A 22,653-nucleotide genomic window follows, 5' to 3' on the forward strand; every position below is an offset into this window, starting at 1 on the left:
GAGAGGCTCTAGTTTATCTAGAGTCTTTTTTTGTTATAAAATAATATATTTCCACAAACATTTCTACAAAATATACTGTTTTAATTTCAACTGAATTTATTAATCTAGTCAAAAAACTCTACAAAAGAATCATTGAAAATCTATCATATATAGTTATTTTTACTGATTTTACTTAGATTCATCTCTGTTTTATAGAAATTTTATAGAAAAAATAGATCTACACCTACTGGAGGGTTTATCTTTAGCGGTTTAAAATTAAACAAAAAATCTAGTGTTATTTAATTGACAATACAGCGACTATATAATATATACTTAGTCTTAACTTAAGGTGGTAATTGATTTAAGGAATATTGAATAAGTATATATTAAATACAAGAAAGGATGAAATGACATATGGATTTTTCATTAACTAGAGAACAGGAAATGATTAAAAAGTTAGCTGCACAGTTTGCAGAAGAAGTCTTAGAGCCAGTTGCAGCAGATGTGGATTTATCCCATACATTCCCTGTAGATAATTTTAGCAAAATGGCAGAGTTGGGATTTACAGGCATAGGTATTCCTAAGGAATATGGTGGAACAGGTGGAGGCAGTATTGAAGAGGTGATAGCTGTTTCTGAGTTTGCAAAAAAATGTATGTCTTCTTCAGCTATATTATCTATACATTTAATAGCACCTCATGCCATTCATAAGTTTGGTACTGAGGAACAAAAGCAAACGTTTCTACCTAGACTTACAAAGGGCGGTAGTTTGGGTGCATTTGCCCTTACTGAACCAAATGCAGGTTCTGATGCAGGTGCTGCCAAGACAAAAGCCATACTTGATCCAGAAACTAATGAATATGTCATAAATGGTACTAAGTGCTTTATATCAGGTGGAAGTCGCGCAGATGTAGTATTGTTGTTTGCCCTTACGCAACCAGAAAAAGGATTGAGGGGTATGTCAGCAATAATAGTTGAAAAAGGCACTCCTGGATTTAGCATAGGTAAAATTGAATCAAAGATGGGTCTTAATGGATCTGAAACAGCAGAATTGATATTTGAAGACTGTAGGGTTCCAGCGGCCAACCTACTAGGCAAGGAAGGACAAGGATTTAAGATTGCTATGCAGGCCTTAGATGGTGCACGTATCGGAACAGGTGCCCAGTCAATAGGTGTAGCTGAGGGTGCCATAGACCTATCAGTAAAATATACTAAGGAACGTGTCCAGTTTGGAAAGCCTGTAGGTGCTCTTCAGGGAATCCAGTGGTACATAGCTGACATGGCTACTAAGACAGAGGCAGCTAAGACTCTTGTCTACTATGCAGCCTACCTAAAGGATGCTGGTAAAAACCATACTAAGGAAGCTGCTATGTGTAAGTTAAATGCAGCAGAGAATGCACGTTATGTGACAAACTTGGCACTCCAAATTCATGGTGGTTACGGATATATGAAGGACTATCCACTAGAAAGAATGTATCGTGATGCTAAAATTACTGAAATTTATGAAGGAACTTCTGAAATACATAAGGTAGTTATAGCTAGAGAAGTTATGAAATAGTAGAAAAGGAGTGTATGAATAATGAGAATATTTGTTTGTGTTAAACAGGTACCAGATACTTCTGGTAAAGTTGCGGTTAACCCTGATGGAACACTTAATCGTAACTCTATGGCAGCTATTATAAATCCAGATGACATGATCGCACTAGAGCAGGCCCTAAGATTAAGAGATGAATTGAACTGCCAGATTACAGCTCTTACAATGGGACCTCCTCAGGCAGAAGGTATGCTAAGAGAAATTCTAGCCATAGGAGCAGATGACGCTGTATTGATTTCTTCTAGAGAATTCGGTGGTTCTGATACATATGCTACATCTCAGATTATAGCTGCAGCAATATCTCACCTAGGACTAAACGAAGAAGACATCATATTCTGTGGTCGTCAGGCTATAGATGGAGATACTGCTCAGGTTGGACCTCAGATAGCAGAAAAATTAGAGGTTCCACAGGTTACTTATGCTAGCAAAATCAAGAAAGACGGCAATAAATTGACTATAAAACGTGTGCTAGAAGATGGCTATATGATGATAGAGACTAAGACTCCTTGTCTTATAACATGTGTAAAGGATGATGATATATCTCCTCGCTATATGACTATTAACGGAATCATGGACTGCTATAGTAAGCCTATGACTGTACTTTCATTCCAAGAACTTAAGGATGAGCCCCTTATCAACCTTGAAACTATAGGACTTAAGGGATCTCCTACTAATATATTCAAGTCATTTACTCCACCTCAAAAGGGAACAGGAATAATGCTTGAAGGCGATGGTAAAGAAACAGTAGCTGAGCTAACTAATAGATTAGAAAAACTGCATCTTATCTAATTGTGAAAGGAGACAATCAAAGATGGAATTTAATAGTTCTAGAATAGAGGATTTTAAAGATATATGGGTGTTTTGTGAACAGCGCCATGGCCACATGATGAACACAAACTTTGAACTGATATCTGAAGGCCGTAAGTTGGCTGACGAGAGAGGTTCACAGCTTGTAGGTGTCATACTTGGTCATGATATTGGGAGCCTAGCCAAAGACCTAGGTGGATATGGAGCTGATAAGGTTATAATTTGTGACGATGAGAGCCTAAAAGACTATACAACTGATGCCTATACTAAGGTTTTTTGTGACTTAGTGATGGATAAAAAGCCAGAAGTTGTATTAATAGGTGCATCTAATATAGGTAGGGACCTAGCGCCTAGGTGTGCTGCTAGACTTCATACAGGACTTACAGCAGACTGTACTCACTTGGATATAGATATGAATAACTATGTTGACTTTATAGCAACATCGTCTACTTTGGACCTATCAAAGACTACATTTAAGATGGAAGATACCAACTTAAAGATGACTAGACCGGCATTTGGTGGCCACCTAATGGCAACTATAATATGTCCTAGGTTTAGACCATGTATGTCTACAGTGAGACCAGGTGTAATGAAAAAGGGCGAGTATAGTGAAGAAAGAGCAAATGCTTGCCAGGTTGAAAACTATCCGGTAAATATAGGCAAGGACGAACTTAAGACAAAGGTTCTTGAAGTCGTAAAAGAAGCTAAACACATGGTAGACCTTATAGGTGCAGAAGTAATAGTATCTGTAGGTAGAGGTATAAGCAAAGACGTAGAAAAGGGTATACAGCTAGCTAAAGATCTTGCTGATGCATTTGGAAATGGTGTAGTAGGTGGTAGCCGTGCAGTTATAGATTCAGGTTGGCTATCAGCAGACCACCAGGTTGGTCAGACAGGAAAGACAGTACATCCAAAGATATACATTGCTCTAGGAATATCAGGAGCTATCCAGCACAAGGCAGGAATGCAGGATTCTGAACTGATAATAGCAATAAACAAGGATGAAAAGGCACCTATATTCGATTGTGCTGATATTGGTATCAACGGTGACATATTTAAGATTGTACCGATGATGATAGATAGTATTAAAGAGGTTAAAAATAATAAGTAATACATTATTTAAAATATACTTGGGGGTGTAATTATGAGAAAGGTATCGTATTTAAGTTACAACATGACAACTGCAGACGCAGCTAATCCAGACGGATTAATATCAATTGGACGTCAGTTTGATTTCATTGGTGACGTTGAGACAGAGGAAATGATCCTGTGTGATGGTGATGAATCTCTTTGCCTAGGTTATCACGACGTTAAATGCTACAAGGATGTATATGTAGGAGATATGGTAGACTACAAGGCTACACTTATCAAAGTAGGTAATTCTTCTCGTGACTGTAAGATTGAAGTATTTAAACTTGCAACACCAGCATTTCGTGAAGGAAAGACTGACTGTAAAGAAGGCGATATGGTTTGGTTTGATGAGCCAGTTCTTTGTACAGAAGGTTTTGTTCGTCTAGTAGTTAAGAAGCACTTACAGCGTGGAGAACAGCCAGAAGGTCTTGTTACAGATCCTTGGTTTGATCTTGACGACTTCCCAGAAGACGACGATGAAATGTAATTAACAAATTAAAATATAATTATTTTTATTATAAAGGAGTAGAATTATGAACGATATGCAGACAGTAACATTCCGTTATAGAATGTCAAATAGAGACGTTTTTTATCTTGGTGGACTAATAAATGGAGCTAGAAATATCACTCTTATGAACGATACAGCAGTGAGATTGATGGCAAAAATATTTGGCAATACAGGCCATTGTGTAGGTGTTAAGAAGTTACGTTTATACACTCCATCTCAGGCTGGAGATTACATGGAATATATAGCAAGAGCAAAGAAGATCGAAGGAAACAAGGCATTAATAGAGGTTAGAGCCTTCAAGGTTATAGAGGTACCTAGTGATCCTCCATACCCAAGTTCAATAGACGTACTTCCAGAACCAGTATTGTCTACAGTAGCACAGTTTGTCTATGAGACATTTTAATAAATAGGATAAAGGAGAATAACAATAATGAAGAAAGCTCTTGAAGGACTAAAAGTTATAGACCTTACTTCTGCACTTAATGGACCATTCTGTACAATGATGTTAGCCGACTATGGTGCAGAGGTTATAAAAATAGAACCGGTTAACGGAGACCAGTGTCGTGAGTGGGGACCAATAGATGAAAAGAGTGGAGAAAGTGGTTTTTACTGCTATGTCAACCGTAACAAGAAGGGGGCTACTCTTAACCTGAAGTCAGAAAAGGGTAAGGAAATGTTCTTTGAATTGGTTAAGGATGCAGATATATTAGTAGAAAACTACAAGGGTGGAGTTACTAAGAGGCTTGGTATAGATTATGAAGCAGTTAGAAAAGTAAACCCTTCTATAATATATGGGTCAGGGTCAGGATTTGGACAGAACAGCCCAATCTCTCACAGAGCTTGTTATGATATAGTTGCACAGGCTATGGGTGGTATGATAAATCTTACTGGATACAAGGAGACTAATCCGGTAAAGGTTGGCCCTTCTGTTGCAGACCACGTTGCAGGAATTTATTTGACAGTTGGTATCTTGATGGCCCTATACAATAGAGAAAAAACTGGACAGGGTCAGTTGGTTGACGTATCAATGATAGATACAATATTTAGTTTACTTGAAAATGCCCTTGTTAACTACACAGTTGCAGGTATAATACCAGAGCGTAATGGTAATATAGACCCTTCTATAGCACCATTTGATGTATATGAATGTAAGGATGGATTTGTAGCTGTTGGAGTGGGTAATGATAGGCTATTTGCTAAGTTCTGTACTACAATAGGCCATGAAGAATTGTTAGATGATCCTAGGTATAAGACAAATACTCTACGTTGTGACAATTATGAACCAGAATTAAAGAACATAATTGCCGACTGGTGTAGAGACTATGCAAAGAAAGAAATAGAAAATATTATGGATGAAGCAGGAATACCTTGTGGACCAGTTTTAAATGTTAAGGAAGCAATTGAACATCCACATATTCAGGCTCGTGAAATGATGGTTCATTGTCAGCATCCTACTGCTGGCGACCAGTATTTCCAAGGTTGTGTTATGAAGCTATCTGAAACTCCAGGTACAGTAGACACACCAGCACCACTTCTAGGCCAGCATAATGCAGAGATATTCGGCATTAGTCAAGAAGAAGTTGAAAAGTTAAAAGAAGAAGGAATACTATAATCTTTATATAAATTTAATCTAATCTACAATATTATATTCTAATCAAAATAGAAGTGTTGTTTTAACACTTCTATTTTTCTACGTATACACATATATTTATTAAGTTTTATATATTCATCGATATAGCTATTTGATTTTCTCTATTGGAATGATGACCTTTGTAACGTGTTCATCAGGGTTTGTTACATCAAAGGGAGATATTATAAACTCTTCAGAAATATCTCCCTTGATCCTATAACCATTCTTGTTTATATACTGAATCATCTCAATGTGGGTGTTTATTATGTTTGAGTAGTCGCCGACATGGACCATTGTAGCTGCTGTAAATCCACCGAATTTCCTACAGTTTTCAGTTTGGAGATGGCTATCTAGGTACATGGCAAATTCTATATCTATATCCTTGTAGAGGAACTGTTCCAAGGGTTCTGAGTAGTAGGTTACAAGTATGGACCCCTTGTCTTCTATATTTGTTTGGTTGGACATATTGATTAGTTCAGCCCATCTTTCCAAGGAGACATCTTTATTTGAATAACTCTTCATAATTTTCCTAGTGTAGATTAGGTAGGATTCAGGGATTTCCTCTATAATTATACCCCTGGCTTCGGCTTCGTCCTTAGAGTATAGAGATAAGATATCCACTCCCTTTTTTAATCTTTGTGAGAGCTTGCAACCCTCTGTGTACTTTTGTTGTAAGGCTTCAATTTCTTTGGAGATTTCAACCATTTTGGAGTCTATGCTCTCTTCAAGACTATAGGCCTTGTTGTTATGTATGATATTATTTATTTCCTTAAGACTAAAGCCTAGCATCCTTAGTTTACGGACTATGCATATAGTTACCATTTGGCCCTTGTCATAGTACCTGTAGTTGGTTTCAGAATCCCTAAATGATGGCACTACTAGGTCTATTGAGTCGTAGTATCTTAAAGTTTTTATAGGTATATTACAAATTTTTTCTACTTCGCCTATAGAATATTTTTCCTTTGCTTTCATATTTGCTCCTATTCTCATGAATATTTTTTCCTTGCGAGATCTTAAAAATACCATGTGTATCATTGTTAATAAATAGTCCAATATATACTAAATTATATCATATTTATTGTAAAATACAACTGTTCTACAAAAGAGAGTTATATGTTACAATTAATGTAAATATTTAATAGAGGGTATTCTACCGTATCGGTCTTGGTATGTGGATGTACATATTTATAGTGACAGGGGCATATATAATCTACCGAAATAAGTAACTTAAAGGACTATTTTTTATCTCAAATTCCTTACTGTGTTTTCAGCATTTTTAGAAACAGAGGATGTTCCTCCAATAATTATAACTTTTGAAATTCCATTTTCCATAATAAATCTCTTAGTTGATTCGTGTAGGGCATTTGGTGGTGTAAGAAGGACTGCAGCGTTTGAGTAGACTCCTGCTATACCTGAAGAAAGAGCGTCAGGATAGTCCTTGCCATTTACTAGGATGACTGTATTGATGTTTTTCCTAAGTACTGGTTTGTAGGCCTTGGCTATTTCTATGGCTGTCTCATACCTATCGCCACCAGCTAGCCTTCCTGTATAGTAGTTTGCTTCTTCACCACTATTTTCATCGTCATTGTGAGCATTTATACCATTTATATCCCCATAAAATGTCTTGTAGCTATCGGGAACAGTTCCCCTTCCTCCTATTATAAACTTGTAGCCATCTGTTGCTGGCAGCCTATAATATGCTCCGAGGTATGAACCCTGTGTCCTTGCCGTTTCAGCTACAAAAGGAACTGATGACAGAAGGTCTGGAAAAATCTTATCATTAATTACTATGCCGCTATCTATATCCCCCCTAGGTGTGCCAGGGAAGAATGTATTGTATATTTTTTGGTCTACAAGGCTATTTATGTCTTTTTGGTTGTTTTCTGCTAGTCTCTCAACATTTATCTTCATGCCCCTAAGGTCGTTTTCTACCTTGTTTGATAGGGTTGATGTGTTGCCAACTAAAAATACCCTTGATACTCCCAGCCTCCTAAGTTCTTTTGCAACATCGGGCCTAAGCGTACTAGGTGAATTTACGAGGAATGGAATCCTAAGAGAGGACGCCATATAACTTGCGTATAGGGCAGACCTAAAGTCGTTTACACTTGCTATTACAGCACTTGAATTTCTTGATTTAAAAAAGTTTTGGCTGACTTTTATAGAAGTCTCAAAACGGTTTGCACCTGCTATTCTTGTTACATTGATTTCTGCCTTTGAATTATTTGATACTAGCCCATATGGAAGAAGCATCGTAAGGGCTAGGGCAGTTAAAATACTTTTCTTGATATATTTATTCATATTAATCCTCCTTGATAGCTATTGCTGTGGCTGTTGAATAGTTTTTTGAATGGGATATTGATACCATGATATTACTTACACCTATGCTATTACAGTAGTCTTTGAATTTCCCTGAAAATACTACAAGAGGCTTGTTTAGGTCGTCTCTAAGAATTTCTACATCGTGAAGTCCAAATCCCCTAAGGCCTGTACCCACTGATTTTACAACAGCTTCCTTGGCTGAAAAATTACCAGCTACAGATTCAGCCTTATAGTCCTTTAACTTTAACATTTGCATTTCTCGAGGTGAAAACATTTTGTCTAGGAGTTTAATGTTCCTATTAAGTGATGTCCTTATTCTGTCTATCTCTACTATGTCTGTACCTATGCCATAAATAATGGTGACCACCTCCTGTAACTTTGGCTATATTAATAGTATCTTAGAATATATTTTACCATTAAAAGCCTTTAAAGTAAATTTTCATGCTGATTCATTTTTTATTGTTTTCACTGAGCTTTTTTATTATCTCTATATAATTTTTGAAATTATGCCGATAGCCCTTATAAATCATAGTTTTAAGTCATGGTTTTTATCTTGCTAATATATCAATAAAAGATGATTTTATTTTGATAAAGTTTTATAAATGTTTCAATAGAATTACAAATGTACCAAGTGATTGTAATATATGGTATAATAAAATTTAGATTTATATTGACAGGTATTACTATGCATCTTAAATACAGGTCGATTTATATGAATGTAGAATATAAATGGTGAAAGGACACTAGATAAAATGATTGATTACGATAATCTATCAGAAAGAGCGAAAAGCATAAGGCGCAAGATAATAGATATGATATATAATGCCCAGTCTGGTCATCCAGGTGGTTCCTTATCTTGTGTAGAGATTATCACTGCACTTTATTTTGGCAGGATGAATGTCAATCCACAGGAACCTAAAAAAGATGACAGGGACAGGTTTGTAATGTCTAAGGGTCATTCGTCTGCAGCTATATATGCTGCACTTTGCGAGAAAGGTTACTTGATGGATGAAGAACTAAAAGGTTATAGACAGTACAATAGTATACTTCAGGGTAGCCCGGATATGCTAAAGGTAAGTGGTATTGATATGACAACAGGTTCCTTGGGGCAAGGTCTATCTGCTGCGTGCGGTATGGCTCTGGCATCTAAGATAGAAAATATTGGTTACAATGTTTACGCCTTACTGGGAGATGGAGAGCTCCAAGAGGGGATGGTTTGGGAGGCAGCCATGTTTGCCAAACAGTACAAGCTCGACAACCTTATGGCTATTGTTGATATGAATGGTTTACAGATTGATGGTAGCACTGATGAAGTCATGAGCTTGGGATCAGTTGCCAAGAAGTTTGAGGCTTTTGGATGGTATGTACTTGAGATTGATGGTCACGATTTTGACCAGATATTTGGAGCCTTCAATACTTTTGACAAGATAGATACCAAACCGACATTGGTTATAGCTAATACTATAAAGGGTAAGGGAGTTTCTTTTATGGAAGGTGAGTGTCAGTGGCATAGCAAGACTATGTCAAGTGATGACTACAGCACAGCCATGGAAGAACTTAGATAGGTGGTATAAATGTTTACGGAATCAATGAGAGAGTCCTTTGGTAGGGCTCTTGTGGATATGGGGGACAGCAACCATAAGTTGGTAGTTGTTGATGCTGACCTCTCTAAATCTACAAAGACTGAATATTTTAAATCTGTATTTCCAGATAGGTTTGTGGATGTAGGTATAGCCGAACAGAATTTAGTAGGTGTATCTGCAGGACTTGCAGCAGCAGGCATGAATGTATTTGCAAGTTCATTCGCTGTTTTTGAGACAGGGAGAGCTTATGAAATTATAAGAAACTCAGTGTGTATGGGCAAATTAAATGTAAAGCTTTGCTCAACTCATGCGGGTCTTATGACAGGACCGGATGGGGCAACCCACCAGAGCATAGAAGACATTGCCATTATGAGAGTACTTCCTAATATGAGGGTATTAGTTCCAGCTGATGCTATAGAGGCTTATCAGATGACAAAATATTTGGCTAATAGTGATGGGCCTGCCTATATGAGGTTGGTCAGGGAAGATGTAGAAAATATACTAGGAGATGACTACCAGTTTGAGTTAGGAAAGTCTAAGGTCCTAAGAGATGGTGATGATATATCTATAATAGCTTGTGGTCCTATGGTGTCTAATTCAATCAAGGCAAGCGACCTACTAAGGCAAGAGGGTATCAATGTAAGGGTAGTAAATATGTCTACGATAAAGCCCCTCGATACTTCTATTATAGAAGACTGTGCAAAAAATACTAGGGCCATACTGACTATTGAAGACCATAGTAAAATAGGAGGTCTTGGTTCAGCAGTGTGTGAATACATATCTGAACACTGCCCAATAAAGGTTAAGAAGATTGGTGTGCCAGATGAATTTGGTATGTCAGCAAAGGCAGAGGAACTCTATGAACATTTCAATATGACTACTGATGATATAGTAGACCAGGTGAGGATATTGATGGGCATCGATTTTTAATTTTAAGGAAACAAAGGTGTATTAATGAAAAAAGAAAATAAGAGAAGAAATAGGAAATTGTGGATAGGAGCTGTAGCTCTCATGCTTGTTACTTCCATATTCACAACATTTGTCCTATCTACAATAGGTGTAATAGGTATACTACCCTACAAGGAATACAGGCAGTATAAGAAGCTAGTGAGTCTAAGTGAGAAGATCAATGAAGACTTTTACAAAAAGCCAGACAAGGATATGCTTGAGACAGGCATATATAAGGGCTTGTTTGCAGGGCTAGGAGATGTGTACTCAGCCTATTACACTAAAGACGAAATGAAGCAGCTATTGGAGGCATCATCAGGCAAATATGTAGGTGTTGGTATGACAGTAGGTGCTGACAAGGAGACTGGTAGGATCAGGGTAGAATCTACCTTTGACAAGAGTCCAGCCAAGGAGGCAGGGATTCAAAAGGGAGATTTTATAGTAAGGGTCGATGGCAAGTCTTATACATACCAAGAGATGGATATAGCTGTCAAAAATATGAGAGGTAAGGCTGGTACAAGCGTAAAGATATCTCTTATAAGAGATAATAGACAGATTGAAAAGATTGTTGTAAGAAGACAGATTACAATACAGACTATAGACTCTAGAGTTCTAGAAAATAATCTAGGTTATATATCTATTAAGAGTTTTGATGAGGATACAGCAGATGACTTTAGGTCAGCCCTAAAGAATTTAGAGGCAAAAAACATCAAGGGTCTTATAGTAGACGTTAGAGATGATGGTGGTGGACTTTTAGATGTAGTAGAGAATATAGCAGACAGGCTACTAGGCAAGGCTGTTATAGTCTATACTCAGGACAATAAGGGCAACAAGGAATACCTAAGATCTAGTGACAAGGAGAAGATATCTATACCTATTGTTGTGCTTACAAACGGCAACTCCGCATCAGCATCTGAAATATTGACAGGCGCTATACTTGACAACAAGGCAGGTATCTCAGTTGGTACAACTACATATGGTAAGGGTCTTGTCCAGCAGGTTGTTTCCCTAAGAGATGGTACAGGTTACAAGCTTACAACAGCCCAGTACTTTACTCCAAATGGATCATATATCAATGAGAAGGGAATAAAGCCTACAATTGAAGTCAAGGAAGAAAAAGACCAGTTGCCAAGGGCGATTTCTTATCTAAAAGAAAAAATAAAATAGAGAAATTATATAACCTTCTGTATATCTATGCAGGAGGTTATATGTAAATATAAGGGAAATGGTGTGAAAAGTTGAATTTATTAGTTAGTATTTCAAGAAACATATACCCTCTTGATGAAAGAGCTATAGAGAGGGCACAAAAGAGGTGGGACGATAAGATACATCCCAAGGACAGTCTAGGACAGTTAGAAGATATAACTAAAAAACTTGCAGGTGTTTATTGTACAGATAAAATAGAGGACCAACCTAAAAAATGTATTATAGCCTTTGGGGCAGACCACGGGGTCCACGATGAAGGTGTATCACCGCAACCTCAGATTATAACTAGGATGCAGTTGGAAAACTTTGCTAGGGGACTGACAGGTGTAGGAGTATTGGCAAAGTTCAACAAGACTGACCTGATACCTATAGATATTGGTGTACTAGGTGATGAGCCCATGTATGGTGTAGTCAGCCATAAGATTAGGCAGGGAACTGATAATATTGCCAAGGGTCCAGCAATGACAATGGACGAGGCTGTAAAGTCAATAGAACTAGGGATTGAAATAGCAGAAAAGTGTATAGTTGAAGGCTACAAGATCATAGGTATTGGAGAGATGGGAATATCCAATACTACCCCATCTACAGCTATTTTGTCTGTTATGTCTGGTAAGGATCCTATTGATATTGCAGATGTTGGGGCTGGCATAGGTCTAGAAAGGGTAAAACACAAGGCAGATGTTGTCAGAAAGGCAATAGAGATAAACAATCCCAACCCGACAGATGGTATAGAGGTGCTAGCCAAGGTTGGTGGTTTCGATATAGGAGGTATGACCGGCGTGATACTGGGATGTGCAGCCAATAGGATACCGGTAGTTGTTGATGGATTTATATCCTATGCAGCAGCCCTTATAGCCTATAGGATAAATCCAAGATCTAAGGATTACTTGATTATGTCTCACAAGTCTGATGAAAAGGGTAGTGAAACAGCCCTATCTATATTAGGTATAAAACCTATGTTGGATATGGACATGAGATTGGGTGAGGGCACAGGAGCAGCCCTTGCCATGAATATAATTGATTCATCTATATATGCCTACAACCACATGGGAGAGTTTAAGGACTTAGAGATAGGAAGGGTCTTAGGCCTATGGGACAAATAATACTAGTGACAGGTGGTATTAGTTCTGGCAAGTCTGCCTTTGCTGAAGACTTGGTTACTAAGATCAGCCAGGACAAGTCATGTTCTTGCACCTATATAGCGACTGCAAGTGTATATGATGACGAGATGAGAGAAAAGGTCAGACTTCACCAACAAGCCAGACAAGACAAAAACTGGTCTACACTGGAGGCCTATAAAAACTTGGGACAAATTGTAGCTAATGATGATTTTGACCATGGTATTTTACTGCTTGACTGCCTGACTATGATGGTATCCAATATTATATTTGAGGACGATATGGATTTTGATGGTCTAGACCAGGACAAGTGTAGGTTAAAAGAGGACCTGGTTTTAAATGAGATAAGGGACTTTGTTAAATCTGTTAGGGATAAGGACCTAGACCTAGTACTTGTAACCAATGAGATAGGACTTGGCGGTATAAGTTACAACAAGTTGTCTAGATTTTATACCCAATTGGTTGGAAGGTCCAACCAGTATATAGCCAGCCAATCAGACCAGGTCTATATGGTTGTATCATCAATAGGAGTGAGGATAAAGTAGGTGGTTAAGTGAAGATTAGAGAATTATTAGACCTTGAAAGATTTATAAATATACTCCAGTTTTTAACTAGGATAAGTATAAAAAAGGATTCAAAGTTTGATCCAGATCTTGGCAAGGGAATTGTGTTTTTCCCCCTAGTAGGTCTTGTTATAGGGCTGATTCTAGGTCTTGTTTATTACATATTGAGACTTGTACCTGCATTTTATAATAATAGTCTTGTTACAGGGGTCTTGCTAGTCCTAGTTGAGGTTGTACTTACAGGAGGACTTCACCTAGATGGACTTGCAGATACCTTTGATGGGATATTTTCCTATAGGAGTAAGGACCAGATTCTTGAGATAATGAAGGACTCTAGGATGGGGACCAATGCCAGTATTTCCTTGATACTACTCATAGTATTAAAGGTATGTATGCTTGCTAGTTTTATTGACAAGGACATGGTATGGCCTATAGTATTAATGCCTGTACTTGGAAGATTCCTAGGTCTTTTACTTACATACAGGACTAGGCCTGCCAGAGAAAATGGAATGGGAAATGTATTTATTGGCAAGTGCGATAGGACTAGTCTTATAGTTTCTACAGTTTTTGTAGGTCTATTAGAGATTTTGGCTCTTGGATTGACAGGCACTAGTATATTTGGATTAAACCAGATGATATCTATTATTTTGGTTTTATTGTCCCTATTTATCACTTGTATATTGGCTTATCTGATCAAGCATGGAGTATACAAGAAGATTGGTGGGCTGACAGGTGATATATTAGGTTGTGGTATAGAAGTGGGTGAGATGATTTTTATAGCCTATATTTTTATACTGGTAGGCTAGTTGACTAGCTAGAATGAGAGGTTGATATGAAGAATTTGTACTTGGTAAGGCATGGCAATACCGTAGACAATATAAATTTTAGGTACTCAGGCTTTAGTGACTGTGACCTAAGTGATGTTGGAAGACAACAGGCTAGGCAGTTAAATGTCTACCTGAAAAATATAGATATAGATAGGATCTACACGTCTACCCTAAAGAGGACAGGGCAGACTGTGGATGAGGTATCGAGGTATTTGGGCCTTGAAATGCTAGGGCTTGATGACCTAAGAGAGATGAACTTTGGTAAATTTGATGGCAAGACCTTTGAAGAGATAAAAAGTGAATACCCTGAAGATTTCAAAAGAATGATGACTGGAGATGTTATGTATACCTTCCCAGATGGTGAAAATATTGAGATGGCCTATGAGAGAAATGCTAGGGGCATAGATCATATTATAAAAGAGTGTAATGAAGTAGATAATGTACTTGTATGTGTTCATATGGGGACTATTAGGAATATACTCTCTCACTTAATTGCTAAAAATCCTAGTCTTCATTGGCATTTTAAGGTGGAAAATGCATCCATAACCAAGATTGAATTTATTGATGGATTTCCTGTTATGTCCATGATGGGGCATATACCCTATGACAAGTCTCTTATTAGACCTATGATGAAGAGGGTGGACTAATGGCTTGTATAATGTTTCAGGGGACGGCATCCAATGTGGGAAAGAGTATGATAGCAACTGGTATTTGTAGGATTATCTCGGATGATGGCTATAGGGTTGCTCCATTTAAGTCACAGAATATGTCAAGAAATTCATCCTTTGATAGGTACGGTGGCGAGATGGGCATAGCTCAAGTTGCTCAGGCTAGGGCTGCTAGGATAGAGCCACTTGCATCCATGAACCCAATTTTACTAAAACCTAGCGACAATCATATGACAGACCTTATATTTAATGGAAAATACATAAGGTCGCTAAGGGCAAGAGAGTATATGAAGATAAAAAAGGACCTAAGACCAGGTCTTGAAGCTATATACAAGGACCTAGAATCATCTGTGGATATAGTTGTCCTAGAAGGAGCAGGTAGTCCTGTTGAGATAAATATAAACCAGATTGACCTATCAAATATGGAGATGGCCAAGATAGCAGATTCACCGGTTATCTTGGTGGCAGACATAGATAGGGGCGGCGTATTTGCTTCCATTGTGGGTACCCTAGAGCTTATGACCAAGTCTGATAGGTCAAGGGTGAAGGGGGTTATAATCAACAAGTTCAGGGGCGACGAGGACTCTTTTCAAGATGGTATAAGGATGCTCGAGGATATAATAAAGATACCTGTCTTGGGACTTGTGCCATATGCAGATATTTATATAGATGAAGAAGATGGGGCTAGTGGAAAATCTAGGGACAATGTGGATAGGTTTATCAGTTCTCTAGAGAAGTCTCTAGGTGATGGTAGCAACCACATAATATCTAGGATAAAAGCAGAGAATGAATTTAGGCTATCACAAGGATTGGATATCATGAATGATAGTGAATTAGGTAAATTTGTAAGAGAGTGCGAATACGACAGACTAGCCAAATTACTAAGAGATAAGCTTGATATTAGGGCTATCTATAATATAATTTTTAGACGAGAAAAGGTGTAACTTATGAAAAAAATACTAATAGCAGGCACCCATAGTGGTGTTGGTAAGACCACGGTCAGTCTTGGACTGATGAAGGCCCTAACCGATAGGGGTAAAAAAGTTCAGCCATTTAAGGTGGGACCTGATTATATAGATCCAAACTATCACAAGTACGTTACAGGTATACATTCTAGGAATTTGGATGCCTATATGCTAGATGAAGAGCAGATTAAGTATATATTTTTAAGGGCAGCAAACCAGAAGGATATCTCAATAATAGAGGGCGTTATGGGCCTATATGACGGAGTTGGCTCAGATATCAACAAGTGTTCTACATCGGCAATGGCCAAGGTCCTTAAGTGTCCAGTCATACTAGTTATAGATGCAAAGGCTACAGGAGCATCTGCAGCTGCAACTGTTTTGGGCTACAAGCATATGGACAAGTCTGTAGACATAGTTGGTGTTATAGTCAACAATATCAAGAATCCCAACCACTATAAACTGATAAAGGCGGCTATAGAAAAATATTGCGCTATTGAAGTATTGGGTTATCTACCTCCTAATGATGACGTGGTCATGTCATCTAGGCACCTAGGTCTAGTCCAGTGTCAAGAGGACAAGGACCTATCTCAAAAAGTAGATAAGATGGCTCAACTTATTGAAAAATATGTAGATGTAGACAGGATATTGGAGCTTGCTGAGAGTGAATCTATAACTTCTTCATTTGAAATGACAATGTTCCTAGATGACCCCGAAGTCAAAAATCTTGCTATAGGTAAGAAAATAGGTATAGCCTATGACGAGGCCTTCAATTTCTACTATCAGGACAACCTAGACCTACTAAGGGATATAGGGGCAGAGCTTGTATTTTTCTCTCCTATTAGAGACGAGAAATTGCCTGAGATTGACCTTTTGTATATAGGTGGAGGCTATCCGGAGATATATGCCCAAGAGCTTGAATCTAACAATACTATGCTCGATAGTATAAGGGAATTTTATGAAGCTAATAAACCAATATATGCTGAGTGCGGTGGACTTATGTACCTAGGCAAGTACCTTATAAATAAAGAGGGCAATAAGCATCAAATGGTAGGTATACTTGATGGATATAGCCAGATGACACAGGGCTTAAAGAGATTTGGTTATTGTCTTGCCACAGCAAAGAAGGATAATCTTATTTCATACAAGGGTCAACAATTACGAGGTCATGAATTCCATTATTCAGAATTTATATCTGATATGGAGACCATATTCGATATGAAAAAGACTACTTCTAGTTCTGTAATGGTCTGGTCAGGTGGTTATTCATCTAAAAATGTTCTGGCTTCCTACCTACATGTCCATTTTTACAACAACCTAAGTATAGTTTGCTACCTTTTGAGCAATACAGAGGGTTAGGCCTATGGGTGTTGTTTCAGTAGTAGTTTTTGTAGCATTCATTATAGATCTTGTAATAGGTGATCCAGAGGGGTTTCCTCACCCGGTTATATATATGGGCAGACTGATAAAGTATCTCGAAAGACTGGTCAGGTTGAGGTTTAAGTCTTTGAAGATGGGGGGGCTTGCAATTTGGCTAGTCCTTGTTGGTATAACATACTCAATGAGTATATTTATAAGCAATATATTTGGACTTATATTAGGACCAATGGGGGCATGGGCCTTGTGGGGCTTTTTATTGGACACTGGCATATCAATTATACTTATGGCTACCTGCCTGTCTACAAGGTGTCTTGCCCTTGAGGCCAAAAAAGTATACAAGAAGCTTATTGAGGGTGATATAAAAGAAACCAGATTACAGCTTTCCTATATTGTAGGGAGGGACACTTCAAGTCTGAGCGAGAGCGAGATAATCAGGGCAACAGTTGAGACGGTAGCCGAAAATACAGTAGATGGAACTATTTCACCCATATTTTTTGCCATGCTTGGTGGAGTTCCCCTAGCGATGGTTTATAAGGCGGTAAATACCATGGATTCTATGTTGGGCTACAAGAATGAAAAGTATATAAACATAGGCAGGTATCCAGCAATATTGGATGATGTATTTAATTTTATACCTGCTAGGCTATCCCTATTATTTTTTACAATAGCCAGTGCTATCTGTGGTTATGATTGGAGAAAGTGCCTAGAAATAGGATATAGGGACAGGAAAAACCACAAGAGTCCTAATTGTGCATATTCAGAAGGAGCAGTAGCTGGAGCCCTGGGCATACAATTAGGTGGTACTAATGTGTATTTTGGACAAGAGGTATACAAGCCAACTATAGGAGACAAGACTAGGGACCTTCAGGCTGAGGATATACTATCTTCAATAAAGCTACTATATGTTACAAGTATAGTAAGTCTTTTGGCCTTGCTTGTCTTTAGAGCGATTGTGTTCTAGTTATAATATATATGTTTTATAGGAATATAAAATTGGAAATAAGTAATTGGAAAGAAATAGAAATGATGGAATAAAGGAATATAAATAGATATAAATAAGAAGTGAATATAAATAAGAATAAAAATAAAGAATAAGAGGAGTAGACAAATGAGTCATGGTGCTGATACAGAAAATATAAAAAGACAATTCAATATTGGTTCTGACCTGATTGACTATAGCTCAAACATCAATCCTGTCACTCCAATGGCCCTAAAAGAAGCTATAATAGATAGTATAGATTCTATAGGAGCCTATCCAGATATAGACTATGTGGACCTTAGAGATAAGATAGCCAGATCAATAAATAGGCAATATATGAGGTCTTGTGATATCTTAGGTTCAGGATTTGATGACTCGATTTTAGATAATCAGAGACTATTGTCTAGGGATAATATATGTGTTGGTAATGGTGCCAGTGAGCTTATCAGCCTTATTTTTAGGTTGGATATTTTCGACAAGGTGAGGGTTTTATCACCCCTATATTCAGAACATATAAGGTCGAGTAGGATAGGTGGCAAGGGGCCTATTATATCACCTATGAAGGATATTTATGGTTCGGATGATAAAGTATACCTGTCATTTGAAGATATGGACCTAGCAAGAGACCCTAGGGAGGCTATAGTAGTATGCAATCCAGGAGCTCCGGATGCTAGGTTGAGAAATCTAGATTTTTTAGTGGGCCACTGCAGGACTTATGGCAAGTACCTAATAATAGATGAGTCATTTATGGATTTTTGTGAGGGCTATTCTTACAATAGTGGTTTTAAGTATGACTATGACAAGATTATTATTGTTAAGTCACTTACAAAAATATATGGTATGCCCGGTCTTAGGCTAGGCTATATGATGGCGAGGGATGAGTCGATAGTAGAAAAAGTAAGGTCTATCCAAGAGCCATGGTCTGTAAATTCTCTTGCCCAGGCGGGGGCTATGGCAGTGCTAGAAGACCTAGATTTCTTAGAAAAAACAAGAAAATCATACAAAAAAGAAAGAGAATACCTAATGGATGAGCTATCAAGGATGTCGGCTATAGACATACATAAAAGTGATACAGCCTATATCCTGTGCAGCTTAAATGATAGGTCAAAATATGATACAGCCCACGATTTAAAAATGGATATGGTAAGGGAAAAATCCATACTTATCAGGGATGCATCATCTTTTGAGGGATTAACACATAGGCATTTTAGGTTGGCGATTAAGTCACACGACCTAAATGAGGTCTTGGTGGATTCTCTAAGACAAATATTGTAGGAGGTCGAGATGGAATATATTAAGGACCCAAGTTTAATTGAAAACAAGAGCTTTGAGATAATTCAAGGCATAATAGATGAGACTAGGCCAGACTATAGGTTTAGGTCTAAAATTGAAGAGATGATAATAAAAAGGGCCATACATACTACGGCTGACTTTGACTATTTAGATATACTCAAGATCAGTGACAAGGCTGTAGAAAATATAGTCAATGCCCTAAAAAACAAGGCTACTATCTATACGGATACGACTATGGGCCTTAGTGGAATCAACAAGAGGCTACTAGACTCTATGGAATGCGGGTATGAGTGCCTTATATCTGATGAGAGGACTGTAAGGCTTGCCAAGGAAAAGGGGATAACTAGGTCTATGGCGGCGGTTGAGATAGCTGGTCAGGACAAGAATGACAAGATATTTATTTTTGGAAATGCACCTACAGCCATATATAGGGCAATAGAACTGGATGAGGAAAACAAGCTGGGGGCTTCGGCAGTTATAGGTGTAGTAGTTGGCTTTGTTGGAGCAGAGGATTCCAAGGAAAAACTCATGGAATCAGACCTTGAATATATAGTATCAAGAGGTCGTAAGGGAGGTAGCAACCTAGCTGCAGCCATAATAAATGCAATACTATACTATTATTTTAGGGACTAGGTGGACCTATGGAAGAGTATGTATATGTAGAAGGTAAAAAGTACAGGAGGGGCTATACAACGGGATCTTCTGCAGCAGCTGCTACAAAGGCTGCTATGTGGATGTTTGTGACCAAGTCCTATATAGAAGACAGGGTAAAAATTCACACTCCCAAGGGAATAGACCTCTTTATAGATATAGAAAATCAGAAAATAGGTCAAGATTATTGCCAGTGTTCTGTCAAAAAAGATGGTGGTGACGATATTGATGCAACCCATATGATAGACATATATTCTAGGGTTGAACTTGTAGATAGGAATGAGGATATAGGACCAGAATCTATTACTGGCAAGGACTATATAAGGATTAGGGGGGGACAAGGAGTAGGCCTAGTGACCAAGCCAGGCCTTAGTCTAGAAGTTGGAAGACCAGCTATCAATCCGGTTCCAATAGATATGATAGTAGGATCTATTCTAGAAGTGATGTCAGATGCTGATATAGACATAGCTAGTTATCTTGCTGGAAGGTCTATACTAGTGACCATATCTGTGCCAGATGGACAGGAAGTAGCTAAAAATACCTTCAACAAAAACCTAGGAATCCTTGGAGGAATATCAATAATAGGGACAAGCGGCATAGTTGAGCCTATGAGTGATGAGGGGTGGAAAAAATCCCTGTCAGCAGATTTGTCTATCAAAAAGGCCCAAGGCTACAAACAAGTGGTCCTAGTGCCGGGGAATATAGGCTACAATACCATGGTCAAGCACTTTGAAGTAAATGAAGATATGGTAGTCAAGATGAGTAATTTTATAGGTTATATGCTGATGGAAGCTAGGAGGTTGGACTTTGAAAAGGTCATACTAGCAGGGCATATAGGTAAATTAATCAAACTAGCTGGTGGAATATTCAATTCCCACAGTAGGATTGCAGATGCCAGAAACGAGATAATGATAGCAAACCTAGCTATGATGGGGGCTGACAAAGACCTCTTAGACAGGATTGATGGATGTCTTGCAACAGATGCCATGCTACCTATTATCAAGGAGGCTGGATACCAAGATGTGTTTGATATATTGGCACAAAAGGCAGCCAAAAGGGCCTACAAATACCTTAGGCAAGATGGCATGGAGGTTGAGGTATATATGTTTGATATGGATTCCAACCTACTTGCCAAGGCAAGCTTTGGAGGAGTTGAGATATGATAAGAGTTCTTGGAATAGGACCGTCAGAGAGTCATTTTATGACTAAGAGGGTATTCGATAAGATCAAAAATTCAGATATTATAATAGGTGGAAAAAGAAATATAGATATGGTCCTAGGTGAGATGGATATATCTGGCAAGGATATCTACTTTATAAGTAAGGACCTAGACCATATGAAATCCTATATAGATGACAATATAGATAAGGATATATGTATTCTTGCATCAGGTGACCCCCTAGTGTACGGGATAGGCTCCTATATACTTAGAAATTTTGAAAGGGAATCACTTGACCTAGAGCCAGGTATTAGCTCTATCCAGTACGCTTTTTCGAGGTTTGGCCTAGACATGAACGACCTATATATCACGAGTTGCCATGGAAGAGACCTGGATATGGAATTTTTGCTGGTGCATGACAAGGTGGCCATGGTAACTGACAGGAAGTATGGGCCAATAGAACTAGCTAGGGACCTATATAATATGCAGGAAAATTATATGATGTATATAGGAAATAGGCTAGGATATAAGGACGAAGTATTGATTGAAGCTAGTCCTCAACTAGTTAAGAATATAGATGTAGAATTTGACCTAGCAGTTGTCATATTGATGAGGAAGGCTGGAAAAATATAAATTATCAGTTGTTATATTGATGAGGAAGGCTAGAAAAATATAAATTATAAGCAGGTAATGTTATTATGAAAAATAGTGAATTTATAAGGACCAAGGTCCCTATAACAAAGGAAGAAGTAAGGGCTATAAGCCTACAAAAACTAGACCTAGCAAGAAAGAAGTATCTCTTGGACATAGGTACAGGGTCGGGTTCTATATCTGTAGAGGCTGGCTTAAACTACCCAGACCTAAGGATATTGGCAGTTGACAAAAATCCAGACGCAATTAGTCTTACTAGGGCTAATATAGAAAAGTTTGGTCTAGAAAATATCAGCCTTATAGGTGCAGACCTACCAAATGAAAGTCATAAGCTAGATGGGTGTAGTCCTAGCAAATTTGATTCAGTATTTGTAGGTGGGGCGAGTGCTAGAATAGAGGACCTAGTATTGTGGCTTAGAGGTAGGATTGAAGATGGTGGAACACTAGTGGCCAACTTTATCCTAATCGAGAGCATGACGAGGTACATAGAATCTATAAAAGAAGCTGGTTTTGATGATATAGAGGTTATACAGGTGTCTGTTTCTAGGATGGAAAAACTCGGCAGTGGCAATTACTTTAAACCCAATAACCCTATATTTGTCGTTACTGCAAAAAGGTAAAAATAGGCTCGGACAATATGGTTTGAAATATTTGGTTTTAATGATTTAGGAAAGGTAATTTCACTGGTTAAGAAAAGT

At 38.0% G+C, this 22,653-nt stretch carries 24 protein-coding genes; 21 read left to right on the forward strand and 3 right to left on the reverse strand.

From position 1 onward, the window contains the following. The first annotated feature begins 393 nt into the window (after positions 1–393). Genes acrC through HMPREF0631_RS05985 form a run of 6 tightly spaced genes read left to right on the forward strand, consistent with a single transcriptional unit; the run spans position 394 to position 5,630 of the window. Positions 394–1,536 (forward strand): acryloyl-CoA reductase, encoded by a 1,143-nt coding sequence (gene acrC / locus HMPREF0631_RS05960; protein ID WP_002846145.1) that lies wholly within the window; start codon positions 394–396, stop codon positions 1,534–1,536. Between the two features lie 21 nt (positions 1,537–1,557). Beyond that, a complete protein-coding gene (acrB, locus tag HMPREF0631_RS05965) occupies positions 1,558–2,361 on the forward strand; it encodes an acryloyl-CoA reductase electron transfer subunit gamma (protein WP_002846151.1) in 804 nt (267 codons plus the stop codon). Between the two features lie 22 nt (positions 2,362–2,383). Continuing rightward, complete coding sequence (acrA, locus tag HMPREF0631_RS05970) at positions 2,384–3,490, forward strand: acryloyl-CoA reductase electron transfer subunit beta (RefSeq protein WP_004167251.1); 1,107 nt, start codon at positions 2,384–2,386, stop codon at positions 3,488–3,490. A 33-nt stretch (positions 3,491–3,523) separates the two neighbouring features. After that, positions 3,524–3,997: a hypothetical protein gene (locus HMPREF0631_RS05975; protein ID WP_004167183.1), complete on the forward strand. Its 474-nt coding sequence runs from the start codon at positions 3,524–3,526 to the stop codon at positions 3,995–3,997. A gap of 46 nt (positions 3,998–4,043) precedes the next feature. Next, positions 4,044–4,421 carry a hypothetical protein gene (locus tag HMPREF0631_RS05980; protein ID WP_002846157.1) on the forward strand — a complete coding sequence of 126 codons (378 nt, stop codon included), beginning with the start codon at positions 4,044–4,046 and terminating at the stop codon, positions 4,419–4,421. A 27-nt stretch (positions 4,422–4,448) separates the two neighbouring features. After that, complete coding sequence (locus tag HMPREF0631_RS05985) at positions 4,449–5,630, forward strand: CaiB/BaiF CoA transferase family protein (protein ID WP_002846158.1); 1,182 nt, start codon at positions 4,449–4,451, stop codon at positions 5,628–5,630. Between the two features lie 126 nt (positions 5,631–5,756). On the opposite strand, the gene HMPREF0631_RS05990 is transcribed toward HMPREF0631_RS05985, so the two are convergent. From HMPREF0631_RS05990 to acpS, 3 genes are all read right to left on the reverse strand, one after another. Next, entirely contained in the window at positions 5,757–6,620 is an 864-nt protein-coding gene (locus HMPREF0631_RS05990) for a MerR family transcriptional regulator (protein ID WP_242821664.1), read from the reverse strand. A 270-nt stretch (positions 6,621–6,890) separates the two neighbouring features. Then, positions 6,891–7,946, reverse strand: a complete 1,056-nt coding sequence (locus HMPREF0631_RS05995) for a cell wall-binding repeat-containing protein (protein WP_004167221.1) — start codon at positions 7,944–7,946, stop codon at positions 6,891–6,893. Between the two features lies 1 nt (position 7,947). Beyond that, a complete protein-coding gene (gene acpS / locus HMPREF0631_RS06000) occupies positions 7,948–8,334 on the reverse strand; it encodes a holo-ACP synthase (protein WP_004167228.1) in 387 nt (128 codons plus the stop codon). Positions 8,335–8,719: 385 nt separating this feature from the next. On the opposite strand from acpS, the gene HMPREF0631_RS06005 reads away from it, so the two are divergent. From HMPREF0631_RS06005 to cbiT, 15 genes are all read left to right on the forward strand, one after another. Then, positions 8,720–9,532: a transketolase gene (locus HMPREF0631_RS06005; protein WP_002846163.1), complete on the forward strand. Its 813-nt coding sequence runs from the start codon at positions 8,720–8,722 to the stop codon at positions 9,530–9,532. 9 nt (positions 9,533–9,541) lie between these two features. Next, positions 9,542–10,480 (forward strand): transketolase family protein, encoded by a 939-nt coding sequence (locus HMPREF0631_RS06010; protein WP_002846167.1) that lies wholly within the window; start codon positions 9,542–9,544, stop codon positions 10,478–10,480. A 24-nt stretch (positions 10,481–10,504) separates the two neighbouring features. Further along, positions 10,505–11,665 (forward strand): S41 family peptidase, encoded by a 1,161-nt coding sequence (locus HMPREF0631_RS06015; RefSeq protein ID WP_004167248.1) that lies wholly within the window; start codon positions 10,505–10,507, stop codon positions 11,663–11,665. A gap of 71 nt (positions 11,666–11,736) precedes the next feature. Continuing rightward, on the forward strand, positions 11,737–12,807 hold the full coding sequence (gene cobT / locus HMPREF0631_RS06020) for a nicotinate-nucleotide--dimethylbenzimidazole phosphoribosyltransferase (RefSeq protein WP_004167154.1): 1,071 nt from the start codon (positions 11,737–11,739) through the stop codon (positions 12,805–12,807). Then, complete coding sequence (locus HMPREF0631_RS06025) at positions 12,795–13,367, forward strand: bifunctional adenosylcobinamide kinase/adenosylcobinamide-phosphate guanylyltransferase (RefSeq protein WP_004167224.1); 573 nt, start codon at positions 12,795–12,797, stop codon at positions 13,365–13,367. The genes cobT and HMPREF0631_RS06025 overlap by 13 nt, the downstream gene beginning before the upstream one ends. A gap of 8 nt (positions 13,368–13,375) precedes the next feature. Next, positions 13,376–14,191 carry an adenosylcobinamide-GDP ribazoletransferase gene (cobS, locus tag HMPREF0631_RS06030; protein WP_004167216.1) on the forward strand — a complete coding sequence of 272 codons (816 nt, stop codon included), beginning with the start codon at positions 13,376–13,378 and terminating at the stop codon, positions 14,189–14,191. Between the two features lie 26 nt (positions 14,192–14,217). After that, complete coding sequence (locus HMPREF0631_RS06035) at positions 14,218–14,859, forward strand: histidine phosphatase family protein (RefSeq protein ID WP_004167219.1); 642 nt, start codon at positions 14,218–14,220, stop codon at positions 14,857–14,859. Continuing rightward, positions 14,859–15,824 carry a cobyric acid synthase gene (locus HMPREF0631_RS06040; protein WP_002846176.1) on the forward strand — a complete coding sequence of 322 codons (966 nt, stop codon included), beginning with the start codon at positions 14,859–14,861 and terminating at the stop codon, positions 15,822–15,824. The genes HMPREF0631_RS06035 and HMPREF0631_RS06040 overlap by 1 nt, the downstream gene beginning before the upstream one ends. 3 nt (positions 15,825–15,827) lie before the next feature. Further along, positions 15,828–17,201 (forward strand): cobyrinate a,c-diamide synthase, encoded by a 1,374-nt coding sequence (locus tag HMPREF0631_RS06045; protein ID WP_002846177.1) that lies wholly within the window; start codon positions 15,828–15,830, stop codon positions 17,199–17,201. A 4-nt stretch (positions 17,202–17,205) separates the two neighbouring features. Further along, complete coding sequence (gene cbiB, locus HMPREF0631_RS06050; RefSeq protein WP_004167157.1) at positions 17,206–18,183, forward strand: adenosylcobinamide-phosphate synthase CbiB; 978 nt, start codon at positions 17,206–17,208, stop codon at positions 18,181–18,183. A gap of 147 nt (positions 18,184–18,330) precedes the next feature. Continuing rightward, the gene (locus HMPREF0631_RS06055) at positions 18,331–19,476 is read left to right on the forward strand and encodes a pyridoxal phosphate-dependent aminotransferase (RefSeq protein WP_004167151.1); all 1,146 of its coding nucleotides are present in this window, start codon (positions 18,331–18,333) and stop codon (positions 19,474–19,476) included. Between the two features lie 9 nt (positions 19,477–19,485). Beyond that, on the forward strand, positions 19,486–20,127 hold the full coding sequence (locus HMPREF0631_RS06060) for a cobalt-precorrin-8 methylmutase (RefSeq protein ID WP_002846180.1): 642 nt from the start codon (positions 19,486–19,488) through the stop codon (positions 20,125–20,127). Positions 20,128–20,135: 8 nt separating this feature from the next. Then, positions 20,136–21,308 carry a cobalt-precorrin-5B (C(1))-methyltransferase CbiD gene (gene cbiD / locus HMPREF0631_RS06065; protein ID WP_004167225.1) on the forward strand — a complete coding sequence of 391 codons (1,173 nt, stop codon included), beginning with the start codon at positions 20,136–20,138 and terminating at the stop codon, positions 21,306–21,308. Next, entirely contained in the window at positions 21,305–21,937 is a 633-nt protein-coding gene (cbiE, locus tag HMPREF0631_RS06070; RefSeq protein WP_004167208.1) for a precorrin-6y C5,15-methyltransferase (decarboxylating) subunit CbiE, read from the forward strand. The genes cbiD and cbiE overlap by 4 nt, the downstream gene beginning before the upstream one ends. 65 nt (positions 21,938–22,002) lie before the next feature. Then, entirely contained in the window at positions 22,003–22,575 is a 573-nt protein-coding gene (gene cbiT, locus HMPREF0631_RS06075) for a precorrin-6Y C5,15-methyltransferase (decarboxylating) subunit CbiT (RefSeq protein WP_004167205.1), read from the forward strand. The last annotated feature ends 78 nt before the right edge of the window (positions 22,576–22,653 follow it).

Origin of the sequence: Peptostreptococcus anaerobius 653-L, from assembly GCF_000178095.1 — a bacterium.
GTDB lineage: Bacteria > Bacillota > Clostridia > Peptostreptococcales > Peptostreptococcaceae > Peptostreptococcus > Peptostreptococcus anaerobius.